The 15,220-nt window shown below is 42.7% G+C and carries 7 protein-coding genes; 6 read left to right on the top strand and 1 reads right to left on the bottom strand.

Features of this window, described 5'->3' with window-relative positions:
- Positions 1 to 9 precede the first annotated feature (9 nt).
- Positions 10 to 5,037, top strand: coding sequence for a hypothetical protein (locus tag RMY00_RS12175; protein WP_322647783.1), 5,028 nt, complete (start codon positions 10 to 12; stop codon positions 5,035 to 5,037).
- Between the two features lie 124 nt (positions 5,038 to 5,161).
- Here the strand turns inward: RMY00_RS12175 and RMY00_RS12170 are convergent, their stop codons facing one another.
- The gene (locus RMY00_RS12170) at positions 5,162 to 5,509 is read right to left on the bottom strand and encodes a hypothetical protein (RefSeq protein WP_322647782.1); all 348 of its coding nucleotides are present in this window, start codon (positions 5,507 to 5,509) and stop codon (positions 5,162 to 5,164) included.
- Positions 5,510 to 6,138: 629 nt separating this feature from the next.
- Between RMY00_RS12170 and RMY00_RS12165 the strand changes: the two genes are divergently transcribed.
- The 5 genes from RMY00_RS12165 to RMY00_RS12145 all read left to right on the top strand — a co-directional run bounded on the left by RMY00_RS12165 (position 6,139) and on the right by RMY00_RS12145 (position 15,146).
- Positions 6,139 to 6,975 (top strand): photosystem II manganese-stabilizing polypeptide, encoded by an 837-nt coding sequence (locus tag RMY00_RS12165; RefSeq protein ID WP_322647781.1) that lies wholly within the window; start codon positions 6,139 to 6,141, stop codon positions 6,973 to 6,975.
- A 1,237-nt stretch (positions 6,976 to 8,212) separates the two neighbouring features.
- On the top strand, positions 8,213 to 8,989 hold the full coding sequence (locus RMY00_RS12160) for an RNA polymerase sigma factor SigF (protein WP_322647780.1): 777 nt from the start codon (positions 8,213 to 8,215) through the stop codon (positions 8,987 to 8,989).
- A gap of 164 nt (positions 8,990 to 9,153) precedes the next feature.
- Positions 9,154 to 10,005 carry a hypothetical protein gene (locus RMY00_RS12155; protein ID WP_322647779.1) on the top strand — a complete coding sequence of 284 codons (852 nt, stop codon included), beginning with the start codon at positions 9,154 to 9,156 and terminating at the stop codon, positions 10,003 to 10,005.
- 2 nt (positions 10,006 to 10,007) lie between these two features.
- Positions 10,008 to 10,259, top strand: coding sequence for a hypothetical protein (locus RMY00_RS12150; protein ID WP_322647778.1), 252 nt, complete (start codon positions 10,008 to 10,010; stop codon positions 10,257 to 10,259).
- A 306-nt stretch (positions 10,260 to 10,565) separates the two neighbouring features.
- Positions 10,566 to 15,146 carry an ATP-binding protein gene (locus RMY00_RS12145; protein WP_322647777.1) on the top strand — a complete coding sequence of 1,527 codons (4,581 nt, stop codon included), beginning with the start codon at positions 10,566 to 10,568 and terminating at the stop codon, positions 15,144 to 15,146.
- Positions 15,147 to 15,220: the final 74 nt, after the last annotated feature.

Genomic DNA, 15,220 nt, shown 5'->3' with positions numbered 1-15,220 from the left:
CAATAACCCATGACTACTGATAAGCAGCTACACATCTACACAAAAGAAAATCAGCATACATTGCAAAGACTAATTAGAGCGATCGCACTTTCTGAAGGTCAATTTGCCCTAATTTTAGTTCGGTGTAACTATGGGCAATTACGTGAACAAATGTTAGAAAATATTCGCTCTATTAGCAAAGACATTTATTTCAGAGAAATCTTTCTAAATCCATCAACTACTTCCTTACATAATACAATAATCTCAGAACTATCTTTAGATAATCCTGCTGTCCTTACAGATTGTTTGCCATCAGCTGTAATGGTTTTTGGTATTGAGTCAACTATAGACATAGAAAACTTACTTACAGGTATCAACCAAGCGCGAGATATCTATGCCGTGACTTTTCCATTTCCAGTGGTGTTGTGGCTACAAGATGATGTGGCATCATTGCTTTCAAGATTAGCACCTGATTTTAAAAGCTGGGCTGCAACCACGATTAAATTTGAAATGGCAAAAGCAGATTTAATTGCTTTGATCCAACAAGAGACAGAATCTCTATTTACTAAAGTTTTAGAAGCAGGTGCCGAAACATTTTTATCTAACGCCTCCCTAGATTTAGATCCTAAGTCTCAACACCGCCACGAAATAGAATCAGCCCGTAATGATTTGCTGCGCTTGTACGGCGTTAAATTAACACCAGGATTAGAAGCTAGTTTAGAGTTTGTTATAGGGCGAGATAAATACGCCAACGATCAAATTAATGGTGCTTTAGCCAATTATCAAAAAAGCCTAGCATTGTGGCAGCAAGAAACCAGGAGAGTAGCAGAGTGGGAAAGTAATTCTTCTTTACCCCTCTCATCTTTACTTAAGCAAGCAATAGTAATATTCCATCTGGGGCTGTGTTATCACCGAATGGCGGACTTACATCAAAATAGTAATAGAAGCTATTGCGAACATGCTCTGTCGTGGTTTAAACAATGTCTAGAAATATTGGAGGAAGTACAAAGAGAAGACTTAGTTGCTAAATTTATTTTGCCTGCTTGTGAAATGCTGCAACGTTTACAAGCCTGGAATGACTTAAAAGAATTAGCTCAAAAGTCATTACATCTACATCAAAGCTATGGAAATCCTGCACAAGTTGCTCAAGATTATGGCTTTTTGGCAAGTGTGGCAGCTTCTGAGTCGAATTGGATACTGGCTCATGAATTAGCGAATACAGCACTTTCTATCTCCGAAGAAGTAACACAAGCTTCTCTGCAAGATGCTTTACGAAGACGACGACAAGAAAGTTGGTATCTTCTCTTGCTAGCACGTACACAGAGGCATCTCGGTGAGCCAGAGGAGGCTATTAATAATCTGGAATGGGCGAGGGTAGTTTGTGAGCTACAACATCAGCCATCTCTTTATTTAGAGATTTTAGAGGAACTGCGATCGCTTTACTTTTTTGAGCGTCATGACTATACAGAAGCCTTTAAACTTAAGCAAGAAAAAATTCAAATAGAGCATCAATATGGCTTTCGTGCTTTCATTGGGGCAAGTCAATTGCAGCCGCAACACTCTAAAATTAACCCAGCATTGGAACCTCAAAAAATACCGTTTATTCCTGAGGGAGTTGCCCAAGAAATATCTGCTTCTGGACGGCAGCAAGATGTCAATCGTTTGATTGAAAGAATTAGTCGTGCAGATTACAAGCTTACAGTAATTTATGGCCCATCTGGTGTAGGTAAAAGTTCAACTCTCAAAGCTGGTTTAGTTCCAGCGCTCAAAGGTAAAGTTATCGGTGAACGCATTCCTATACCTATTGTTTTGTCTGTTTACACTGATTGGCTCACAGTCTTAATAAGCAGTCTAAATCAAGTGCTGGCATCTACAGGAATATCGGTTAATCTTGACTCTACACCTACTATACTCCTAGAAAAAATTCGGTTAGCAACCGAGCGTAATTATACAATAATTATCATTTTAGACCAGTTTGAAGAGTTTTTCTTTATTAGTAACTTTCCCAGTGAAAGAATAGAATTTTACCAATTTTTTAGTGAATGTTTAAATATTTCATTTGTCAAAATTATTCTATCATTAAGAGAAGATTATCTACATTATTTATTAGAATTTGAACGGTTAAGCCAAAAAAATAGTATTAGTTTATATGATTTAGGCGTAATTAATAAAAATATTCTTGATAAGGATATTCGCTACTATCTAGGGAAATTCTCTAGCCAGGATGCTAAAGCCATAATTCATAGTCTTACTCAACGTTCACATTCCGAACTAAGTGATGAATTAATTAACCGATTAGTCCAGGATTTAACAACAGAACTAGACGAAGTACATCCAATTGAATTACAAATAGTTGGCGCTCAACTACAAATAGAAAACATTACCACACTCGGACAATATAAACTTTGCGGTGGCTCGGCAAAATTAGTAGAACGCTGGCTTGAGGAGGTTATTAAAGATTGTGGTCAGGAGAATGAAGAGTTAACTTGGAAACTATTATTTGAGTTAACTGATGAAAAAGGCACGCGACCGTTAAAAACTAAAGCTGATTTAGCGGCTGCATTAGTTAATAATCGTGATATAGATACAATATCAAGCTTTGAAACAGTTGGGGAACTGATTTTAGAAATATTGGTGGGTTCAGGTTTGGTGTTGCGAGTTAGAGAAGAATTAGGCGATCGCTATCAGCTAGTTCACGATTATTTAGTTGAACCGATTCGGCAAAAGAACAATTATGGTATGCTCGCGGAATTAGAAAAAATCAAACTTGAAAAAACTCAAGCTGAAGTCGCCCAACAACTTAGTCAAAAGCAACTCAATTTGGTATTGCAACGACGACTGCGGGAAGCACGAATAGCAGGCGCAGTGCTGGCAATCATGGGGGGAACAATAGCAACATTATGGTGGCAAGCCGACTTGCAAAAAAGAGCAGCAATCCGCCAAACTCTACGAGCTGAACGTAGTGAAAGCAACTTGAACATTAGTGCGATCGCTGCTGCTAGTGAAGCTTTATTTGCCTCCAATAAAGAATTTGATGCCCTATTAGAAAGTTTGCGGGCTTGGAGAGAACTTAAACAAGCAGATGGAGTGCAGCCAGATACCCGAATGCGGGTGGTGACAGCTCTGCAACAGGCAGTTTATGGGGTAACAGAGGTTAACCGCTTGGAAGGGCACACCGATGTTGTCTGGGGACTAGCTTTTAGTCCAGATGGTCAGTTACTAGCATCAGGTAGCCTAGATAAAACTGTGAAACTTTGGCGTCCTGACGGAACTTTACTCCAAACTCTTAAAGGTCACACTGGTGCTGTCAACTGTCTAAGTTTTAGCCCTGATGGTCAAACCCTAGCCTCCGCCAGCCTCGACAAAACAGTGCAAATCTGGCACAAAAACTCGGTTACAGGTGGATTTGACACCAAGCCATACAAAACCTTGAAAGGAGATGGAGATGAGGTTTATAGCGTTAATTTTAGTCCTGATGGCGAATTGTTAGCTACTGGTAGTAAGGATAAAACCGTAAAACTCTGGCGCAAAGACGGAAGCTTAGTAAAAATACTGGTAGGACATCAAGGGCCAGTTAACTGGGTAAACTTCAGCCCTGATGGTCAATTCATCGTCTCATCCAGCGACGACAAGACATTGAAAATCTGGCGACGCGACGGTAGCCTTGTTACAACTTTGCAGGGACATCAGGAAGCTGTAACTGTAGCTGTTTTCAGCCCAGATGGTAAATTGTTGGCGTCAACAAGTCGAGATAAAACAGTCAAGCTTTGGCGGCGGGAAAGTAATAGCACTAAAGACGGTTTTAACTTTCGTCTTTACAAAACTTTACGGCAGCATCGTAAGGCTGTGTGGAGTTTGAGTTTTAGTTCCGACAGTAAAAAGTTAGCTTCCGCAGGTGAAGACAAAACCATAAACCTCTGGAGTACCAATGGTACTTTACTGAAAACCTTCAAAGGACATAGCTATTATGTTGTCAGTTTAGCTTTTAGTCCAAATAATAAATTGCTGGCCTCAGGAAGTTACGACAAAAGTGTGAAACTATGGAGTTTAGATGCCCCAACACCGTCTATTCTTAAAGGGCATCGGAAGCGAGTTTTTAGCGTTGCTTGGAGTCCCGACGGTCAGATGCTAGCTTCTGGTAGTAGCGATCGCACTGTTAAACTTTGGCAACGATACACTAGTAAAGGTGAGGTCAAAACCCGGTTTTACAAAACTTTAGTGGGGCATACAGATCAAATTCATAGTGTCAGTTTTGACCCAAAGGGTAAAATGCTGGCTTCAGGAAGTTATGACAAAACTGTGAAACTTTGGCGGCTTGACGGTACTTTAATCATGACTCTCCACGGGCATACTGATAGTGTGATGAGCGTGAGTTTTAGTCCTGATGGTCAGTTTTTGGCATCAGCTAGCAAAGATAAAACAGTCAAACTTTGGAACCGTGAGGGCAAGTTGCTCAAAACCTTAGTGGGGCATCAGGATTCGGTAAATAGCGTCAACTTCAGTCATGATAGTCAGGTTTTAGCCTCTGCTAGTGATGATAAAACAGTGAAACTGTGGAGTCGAGATGGTACTTTACTCAAAACTTTATCGCCCCATGACAGCTGGGTGACAGGTGTCAGCTTTAGTTCCACTGACGAGTTACTGGCTTCTGCTAGTTGGGATAACACTGTGAAACTGTGGCGACGGGATGGGACGTTATTAAAAACTTTATTAAAGGGGTACACTGATAGCGTCAATGCCGTTACTTTCAGTCCCAATGGCGAATTGCTCGCCGCTGCCAGTTGGGACAGTACAGTGAAACTCTGGAGCCGTGATGGCAAATTAATTAAAAGTCTTAATGGGCATCATGGTGGGATACTCAGTGTCAGCTTTAGCCCAGATGGTCAAACCCTAGCATCAGCGAGTGATGACAAAACAATAATCCTGTGGAATTTAAATCTTGACAACTTACTTGTTCGTGGTTGCGACTGGGTGGGCAATTACCTCAAACATAATCACAATCTAGAGGAGCGCGATCGCATTCTTTGCGATGGTATAACCAGTAAAAACCCCTTTTAATTAAGAATTAAGAATTACGAATTACGAATTAGCTTGAAGCCTCAATGAGCAACCGCTCTTGGTTTAGCGGTTGATGAGGCGATCAGAGTTGTTAATTCACAGCTAGAAATTTATTTTGACATGATCAGCCGTATGAGCGATCGCTCTCTAAAACTTCATGATTATTTTCTGCGGGAGCCTCTTGTGGCAAATTTGCTAAAAAGGCTTGTAGTCTCATGCGCTCAATATAAGGCCAGCCTCCCTCAGACTCAATATCTTTCAGTAGTGAGTAGAGTTGCCGACGGTTAACAGGCAAACTCTCTTGAAAAACTCCATCTCGGATCTCTCGGTGTAAATACTCCAATTGCCGAAGCATTGCCAAAAGAGCCACACTATCGCCTTGACAACCTTGAACTGCATCATACACCACAGTTGCGATCGCTTGCAGTTTACAGGACAACTCCCCTGATTCAAGATTTTTGTTATCGTTCATGCCATCCTTTCCGTATAAATGAGTTCAACTCAAATTTACCGGAGATTTTTAATTTTCCCTAGTTTGCCAATAGTTCTCCTAAAAAATGAACCTTCTGTAAGCTTCTAGAATCTCCCTTTCCCTCTGCCCCCTGCCGTCTGCCCCCTGTCCCCTCCTTGACTCAGAGGTGAATATAACTAGATTTGTATCTTTATCAAAAGCAATTGCGATCGCTCGTAAAAGAGCGTAGTAACCTTTACCATAGGCTCCACGGTAGCTAGATGCGATCGAGATGAGACTTTCTTGAATTTTGAGTACTTTGATTTTGAGTTAAAAAAAATCGTATGATCTGGCTGATTTACCCATCAAACAATGGGCTGTATGTAGTGGCGTCACATACATGATACAAAAAGACTTGGGCGACGCCGCTTTTGCTATATGCAAGAGCAAAGTGCGAAGCAGCGACACGTTTAAGTACGTTTAGCAGAGAAAAGTTTGAGTGGCGACTGCCAACCTATACGCCCGGACACTTGTTTCAACTCAAGAATCAGAGCAATACAATGTCCGATAAAGGATGGCTTCTCGTCAAAAATCAAAGCTTCGATGCAGTTTTACAACTTAGATATTAATTTTTGAGATTGAGGTTGACCATGAGGTATCGCGCTTTAATTGTTGCATTCTTGGCTTTGTGCCTGGGGCTAATAACAGCTTGTAGTGATGCTCCTGCCGTTAGTAGTGGTAGAGATGTACTCACTTACGATCAAATTCGCGGCACTGGCTTGGCTAACAAATGCCCCCAACTAGCAGAAACAAGCCGTGGCTCCATTCCCATTGATTCTAGCCAGTCATACACCATCAAAGAACTTTGCTTAGAACCAACTAGCTTCTTTATCAAAGAAGAACCTGCTAATAAACGCCAACAAGCAGAATTTGTTGCTGGCAAATTGTTGACCAGATACACTTCCACCATTGACCAGGTACAAGGCGACCTAAAAATCAACTCAGATAATAGCCTCACCTTTGTGGAAACAGATGGTCTTGACTTCCAAGCCATCACTGTGCAACTTCCTGGTGGTGAACGAGTACCTTTCCTCTTTACTATCAAAAACTTGGTTGCTCAAACCCAACCCAGTTTGAGCAGTATTAACACCTCTACAGACTTTGAAGGCACCTTCAAAGTTCCTTCCTACCGTGGTGCTGCCTTCCTAGATCCAAAGGGTCGTGGTGTCGTTAGTGGCTACGATAATGCTGTGGCTCTCCCCGCCCAAGCGGATGATGAAGAACTTACCCGCACTAACGTCAAGCGTGCTGAAAATCTTAATGGCAAGATTTCATTGCAAATCGCTAAAGTTGATAGCTCTAGTGGTGAAATTGCTGGTACTTTCGAGAGCGAACAGCCATCTGATACAGATTTAGGTGCTGGCGAACCTAAAGAAGTTAAGATTCGCGGTCTATTTTTTGCACGGGTTGAACCGGCTCGTGCCTAAACTCTCTGGAGTTAGGTAACTGACTGGCACTCAGAACTACAATTCTGTAAGCATCAGGTTTCATAACAAAAGTTAACTTTTTTGCCCCCATTCTCAGGGCTGTTTCATTTCTATAAAAGCATTACAGCGACGAAAAGAGACAAAGGTTCAAGGGGAGACAAGAGAAAAATTCTTCCTTCCCTTGTTCCCAGCTTTTCAAGAGGCTTTTAAAGAATGAAACAGCCCTGCCTTTTTTTTAGCGTTTTTTACAAATAAAGGATAATACACTTGGGTTAAGCATTTTCTTTTCTCTGTTTTGCGCCAGTTGCTAAAGAGCGGGAACGCCAAAGACGAACAAGTCGCGAAACCGCAAGGGCGCACTGGCTTCTCTGCGCCTCTGCGGTAGACTGCGGCAAGCCCTCCGGGTAACGCTCCTAACGTCGCTCTAAGCGTAGTCCTACGGGGAAGCAAGCTACGCACAGCGTCTCCAAAATTTGCCATGCCGTAAAGCCTGCGGCATAGCTACGCTTAGGGCGCAGCCTCTCGTAGAGAAGGCTTTACGTTGCGCTAACAGCAGTCGCTCATGGGGAAACCCCCTACAGCCCTTCGGGCATCCTACGGCAGGCGTTAGCCTCTCCCTTTGGGAGAAAACCACACCGCTTCACCGCTTTGCGTCTACGTTAAAAAATTTGACTTTGATAAAAAGTTTTAGCCTTAACTGAACCGTATTGAATATAGAGAAAACTTTAAATACAACAAAGGGTGAAATACCTTTTGTTATCTCTTTTTGCGTAAATTTACGTATTATTTTCGGCAAATTATTAGTAATTTTTAATTATTGGATGAATTTAGTTTAATGAACACGTAATTTTACTGTAAATCAAACTTTTGCTTATCCAACAAAATTACGGCTACTGTTGTTTTTTTTATAGAAATTAGCTTCAGCATTAATTAATTAAAGTTAAGTACAATCTCGGTTTTATATTTGGTAACTAATTTTATATTTTATTTCTATGTAGTCCTAAAAACAGCTACAGAATATACCGATTTTGCTTATTTAAACTTTGCTCGATTGTCAAGTAAGTCTGTGGAATTTTCTTGAGAAAAACGTTGTTATCTACCAGAGAACTTGCTAAAGCATATAGCACGACATTAGCTTTGATATCGTGCGATCGCCACCGAAAAAGGCGGGTACGCCATCGCAGCAGAGTTTAAAACAGAGAAATTAATTGTTGATTTACTTAATAAACATGGTGCTATGCCTACCACAACAACCAATGAACTGAAACATGAAATTTGGCAGTTGTTGCGAGAATATCAGCAATCTCCGTCAGAAAGTATTCGCAATAAGCTGGTAAAACTCAATATTGGACTTGTGAGAAAAGAAGCTCACTACTGGACGAATCAATGTCATGAAACCTACGATGATTTGCTCCAAGTTGGATCTTTGGGTTTAATCAGGGCTATTGAAAAATTTGAACTTTCTAAGGGACATGCCTTTAGTTCTTATGCTCTTCCCTATATTCGGGGTGAAATTCAACACTATCTGCGAGATAAAGGTGTCACCGTGCGAATTCCTCGCAAGTGGTTAGCACTGCAACAGCAAGCAATAGGAGTGTCACGTTCTTGGCGTGAAAAGCATAATCGCCAACCAACAGACTCGGAATTAGCAACAGCACTGGAAATTTCTCCAAACGAATGGCAAGAAATTAAATTAGCGTGGATAAATCGCGCTCCCTTGAGTCTTGATGTGCCAATCCAAGATGGAGAAGAAGGCTCTACTTGTTTGGGAGAATTAGTTCCAGATCCTAACTATCGCAGCTTTCAACTAGTACAAGAAGACCAACTTCGCTTGCAACAAGCATTGGTTCAGCTAGAACAACGCACCCGCGATGTGTTGGAATGTGTATTTTTACAAGATTTAACACAAAAACAAGTTGCAGAACATCTGGGAATTAGTGTGGTAACAGTTTCCCGTAGAGTTAAGAAAGGTCTGGATTTGATGAAACAGCTTATGGGTGTGGCAGAAGATTGATTGCATAAACACCAAGCCGCAGTTATACCCAGTAGGTAGTGCTAAAAATAACCCTCAAAATTTAAAAAATTAAGTTATAAAGGTAACATACTTTGCCTTTGATACAAGTTTTAGGCATGTTGATTTCCACGTTCCAATTTTTCAATGGCTTTTGAGAACAGCTCATGGGCAGAAATTTAAAAATTACAATTGCAGCTATTTTAACTTTGGCGATCGCTGGATGTGCTTCTGAAGATACACCACAAGCCATCAATCCTGCGCCGATTCCTAAAATAGCAGCAAAGTCGCCACCAACCACTCAATCCTTTAAAAATCCAGTGATACCTGCCAAAGAGGTTTCACAAGTTACTCCTGCATCTGCTAACTTGATTCAATCCACTAATGCTACAGAGCGGGTACAGTTAGTTCAACTATCAAAAGATCGAAGTGATCCGTTTGCACAACTTTTCGGGCAAACGGTTACCGGAATGCCTAAAACATCTGGAAGACCGGTTCCTGTGGTGCCTAAGCTACCTACTCCATCAATAACAGTCCGAAAACTTCCAACACCCAAAATAGCTTTAAATCAGAAAAAAAATAAGATTGCTTCTGTACCAAAAAAAGTCAATCCTAGTTTGATCTCAGTCTTACCTAAGGTTTTGCCTCAAGTTGTCCCTAACCCAGCTTTAATATCTGTATTGCCACCGCCAGCACAACCTGAGTTAGCAAAGGCAGTTGTTGTGACTGGTGTAGTTTTAATTAGTAAGGAACCACAGGCAATTATCAAAGTACCGGATGAGCCGACGAGTCGCTATGTGCAGGCGGGACAGCGATTAGCAAATGGCGTACTGGTTAAACGTATTGAAATGAATCAGGGCTACAATCCGATCGTGATTCTTGAACAATATGGTATTGAAGTTGCCAAAATGGTAGGAGAAGGGGCTGTCAATTCAACGCCGTCAGCTGCATCTGCTAGCGGCAATCCTGTGTCAGTGACAACGCCTCCCTCAAATCCTGTCAATGTTGGAGCTTCATAAAGATGGAGACTAAGGAAAAAATTGAATTCGCTGGTTTACCTTTAGCTGTCTATAGAGAGATAGCAGCTCATTTACATCAAGTCAAAGGGGTAGAAGTGGAGTTAATTCCCCAGTCATCCCAAGAGTTTGATTACAATCAAAGTCAAATTGATGGCTTGTGTATCTCGTGGACAGCAAACTCTGGTTCAGAAAGTCGGCAAAGAGTTAACCAGATTTTGGCTTACTATCAAAATCGCTATATGAATTCTATTTGATTTGTGAAAATTGAAATTTTAGATTCCCGATTTCTCAAATAAGTCGGGAATTTTGTTGTTCAAAAATGACTAGCCCTTTTAAGGTGGCGTTGATTCGAGAAGCTCGGCAGCTACTGTAACTGTCTTAAGAAGTTAAGTTTGCCAGTAAAGTTGGGTGTCATTTCAGAGTGTCAATCGATGGGAGAATGGACGAAGCAGACTAATTCCCCTAGCACTCTAACAGATTGAAAAATTGTTACATAATAATATAGGAAAACCAGGTGAAAACCTGTTAACCAAATACTTTAGCAATCAGAACTAGCAGCGATGGCACCTGAAGAAGAAGGTATAGCTGTTAACAATGTTTTTATTGAAGGTGGCGAAATTGGAAGCCTGATGCGATCACTCGATTGGTCGCAGACTGCTTTAGGTTATGTGGCTGATTGGCCCCAGAGCTTACGGAGTGCTATTAGCATCTTACTAGCTTCTAAAGCTCAGATTTGCCTCTTTTGGGGTTCGGAATTAATCACGATTTATAACGATGCCTATCGCCCTGCCCTTGCCTCAAAACATCCTTGGGCGCTCGGTCGCCCTGCTCATGAAGCGTGGAGCGAAGCCTGGAATGTTGTAGAACCTTTACTTAAGGGAGTTGTTGCCACAGGAATTGCATTTTGGGCGCAAGATCATTTATTTTTCTTAAATCGACACGGTTACATTGAGGAAACTTACTTCGATGTCTCCTATGACCCCGTGCGAGACGAGAGCGGGAAAGTTGGCGGAGTCTTTTGTATTGTTAGTGAAACAACAGGACGAGTGCTGGGCGATCGCCGTTTACAAACTCTGAGCTTACTAAGTAGAGAAACGGCTCAAGCAAAGACCACAGAAGCGGCTTGCCTGTCTGCAATTCAAGCTTTAGCAACTAATTCTCATGACATCCCGTTTGCTATGCTGTATCAGGTTGAGCCAGATGGCAGAAGTGCAAAGCTAGTTGGAACTACTCTAAGCGAGGAAACAGGAACAATTCTATCGAGAGTAAATTTAACTCAACAGAGCGATGCATGGAAACTCGCACAAGTTTATCATACCGGGGAAGCAGCAATCGTAGATGATTTGACAAATCAGTTTGAAGCTCTGCCCACAGGAGCTTGCGACAAACCCCCCTCAGTTGCTTGGGTCGTGCCGCTCATCCCACCTGGACAAAAACAAATTTTTGGATTACTAGTATTGGGCATCAATCCTTACCGGGCTTTTGAGGAGGATTACCGAAAGTTTTTCGATTTGCTGGTAGGCAACATGACGATCGCGATCGCTAATGCCCGTGCTTATGAAGAAGAACACAAGCGACTGGAGGCACTAGCAGAACTAGATCGAGCTAAAACGACCTTCTTCAACAACATCAGCCACGAATTTCGCACTCCCCTAACGCTGATGCTGTCGCCACTGAAAGAGACGTTAACTGAATTAGAATTAGACGGAATTCTTCCAGCCAAAGCCCAAGCGCAATTAGAGATGGTACAGCGCAATGGTACACGGCTGCTCAAACTAGTCAATACGCTGTTAGATTTCTCGCGCATTGAAGCCGGACGCACCATAGCTAATTATGAGCCAATTGATTTAGCCACCTATACCGCAGAACTGGCAAGTATTTTCCGGTCTGCTGCTGATTCGGCGGGATTGCAATTAATTGTGGATTGTCCTCCCCTAGCAGAACCCGTTTACGTAGACCGCGAAATGTGGGAGAAGATTGTGTTAAATCTGCTCTCCAATGCATTGAAGTTTACCTTCGTTGGAGAGATTGCGGTTTCTTTGCGCCCGGTTGACATGATGGTATCACTGATAGTGCGCGATACTGGTACTGGAATTCCGGCAGATGAGGTTCCTCGATTATTTGAGCGGTTTTATCGAGTTAAAGGTGTCAAAGGTCGCACCTTTGAGGGTACGGGCATTGGGCTGTCGCTAGTGCAAGAATTAGTCCAGATGCATAGTGGGACAATCACCGTTGACAGCACCTTCGGTCAAGGCAGTACATTTACTGTTCAATTGCCAACTGGAACGGCTCACTTACCCCTAAATTGCCTTAATACTAGTCAAAGCAATGTTTCTACTGCTTCTGGAGCAATGTCTTATGTTGAGGAAGCTTTAGGGTGGCTGCCGAAAGAAACTCTTGAAGAGGAAGAATTCTCCCCTGTTTCTTCTGCCCGGATTTTATTGGTGGATGACAACACCGATATGCGGAATTATTTGCGACGGATTCTTAGCGAATATTATAAAGTGGACGTGGCAATTGATGGTGAAAGCGCTCTAGCTGCCGCGTATAACGATCCGCCTGATTTAATCCTCAGCGATGTCATGATGCCAGGAATGGATGGCATTGAGTTGCTGCGGCAGTTGCGGGCTAATTTAAGAACGCGCGAAATTCCCATTCTGCTACTGTCTGCCCGGGCTGGAGAAGAATCGGCAGTGGAAGGATTGGAGTTTGGGGCAGATGATTACTTGGTGAAGCCATTCAGCCGACGGGAATTACTGGCACGGGTTGCTGCCAATTTAGAGTTGGGACGAGTGCGCCTTGCTTCCAGTCAGGAACGTTTTCGTTTTCTGGCTGAATCCATTCCCCAAATGGTGTGGACAGCCGATGCAATTGGTCGGGTAGATTATTACAGCCCTCGCTGCCTTGACTACACTGGGATGACGCTAGAGCAAATCCAGGGGTTCGGTTGGCAGAACCTTATCCACCCAGAGGAACGAGAACACACCATCTCGACGTGGACTCAAGCCGTTCAAATGGGCACAAGCTACGAAGTTGAACATCGCTTGAGACAGGCAGATGGAACCTATCGTTGGCATCTCTCCTGTGCTTTACCAATGCTGAATGAAAACAGTCAAATTATTCGCTGGTATGGCACTTGCACAGATATCAGTGAGCAAAAACTTGCAGAATCAGCCTTACGCCGATCTGAAGAACGCTATCGAACGCTGTTTGAGTCCATTGACGAAGGATTTTGCGTGATCGAAATGCTGTTTGATGAAAACGACACGCCAAACGATTACCGCTTTTTAGAAATCAATGCGTCCTTTGAGAAACAAACAGGACTCAAAGACGTAGAAGGCAAAAAAATACGCGATCTAATTCCGAATCATGACAAGCATTGGTTTGAAATTTACGGCAAAGTCGCCATAACGGGCGAACCCGTTCGCTTTGAGAATAGGGCTGTTGCCCTACAACGTTGGTTCGACGTTTATGCATTCCGCATTGGGCAACCGCAGCAGCGACAAGTCGCCGTCCTTTTCAAGGATATCAGCAATGCCTATGAGCAAGCTACGCAACGCCAAATGGCCGAAGCCGCCCTGCGAGAAAGTGAAGAGTTAAAGCAACGAATTTTGGACAGCAGTCATGATTGCATCAAAGTTTTAACGTTAAATGGGCAGGTACTCTACTTGAATAAAGGCGGGCTGCATCTTCTAGAAATTGATGAGCCTGCGTCCTTTCTTAACGCCGAGTGGATTAGTTTTTGGGAAGGCGAAGACCGAGAAAAGGCCAAAGCGGCGATCGCTACAGCCAAAATAGGTAATGTTGGTCAATTTCAAGGCTACTGTCCCACAGCAAAGGGCAAGCCGAAGTGGTGGGATGTAATTATTACTTCCGTCCGAAATGCATCAGGAATTATTGCACAACTTTTAGTCATCTCACGCGATATTACAAAGCAAAAACAAGCAGAAGCAGAACGCGAACAACTTTTTTTGCGTGAGCAAGCTGCACGTGAACAAGCTCAGACAGCGAATCGAATTAAAGATGAGTTTTTGGCAGTGTTGTCACATGAATTGCGATCGCCCCTCAATCCTATTTTGGGTTGGACTAGGTTGCTTCGCAATGGAACATTAAATGCCGCAAGAACGGCTATTGCTTTGGAAACAATCGAGCGCAATGCCAAACTCCAGGCACAATTAATTGAAGATTTGTTAGATATCTCTCGCATTTTGTCTGGCAAACTCAATTTAGAAATGGCTCCTGTTAACTTGGTATCGACAATTGAAGCGGCTATTGAAACTGTGCGTTTAGCAGCAGAAGCTAAGTCAATTCAAATTGAAAGAGTATTCGACCCAAATATTGGGCAGATTTTGGGAGATTCTGCTCGTTTACAGCAAGTATTTTGGAATTTGCTTACTAACGCTGTAAAATTTAGTTCCACTGGTGGACGGGTTGAAATTCGCTTAGAGTGCCAAGACTCGCAGGCTCAAATTACTGTTAGCGACATGGGTAAAGGTATTAATCCTGACTTTTTACCCTACGTGTTTGAATCCTTTCGTCAGGCGGATGCGACAACAACTAGGAAGTTTGGCGGATTAGGGTTGGGGCTAGCGATCGTCCGTCATCTAGTTGAACTGCATGGAGGTACTGTTCAAGTAGACAGTCCTGGAGAAGGACAGGGAGCCACCTTTAATGTCAGGTTTCCTTTGATGAAAACACTAGGTTCTAGCCAGAAAGCAGAAGAAGACTATTCATTATTGACTTTTAACACCTCACCTCTGACAGGAATACGGTTACTAATTGTTGATGATGATGAAGATATCCGTGATTTTTTGGGCTTTGTTCTTGAGCAGGCGGGAGGAGAGGTTTGTATTGTGACATCGGCAATAGAAGCACTGCAAGCGGTAGAGCAATCACCACCAGATATTTTGTTGAGTGACATTGGAATGCCAGAGATGGATGGCTATATGCTGATTCGACAAATTCGAGCCATGCCACCCGAACAAGGTGGGCGAATTTTGGCTTTAGCTTTGTCGGCTTACGCTGGAGAAGTTAATCGCCAACAAGCTCTAGCCGCCGGATTTCAGGAGCACGTTCCTAAGCCAATAGACCCAGACACATTAATTACAGTCATTCTAGATATAATCGCCAAGAGAAATTAAACCAATTCGCAATTCGCAATTGCATTTTGTAACAGGGATTTAGACCCCGACACTTTCACGCGCTGCTTGATAGA

Source organism: Nostoc sp. ChiVER01 (assembly GCF_034531155.1).
Classification (GTDB): Bacteria; Cyanobacteriota; Cyanobacteriia; order Cyanobacteriales; family Nostocaceae; genus Nostoc.
The sequence above is the reverse complement of the archived record's forward strand: the minus strand, read 5'-3'. Positions and strand labels throughout refer to the sequence as shown.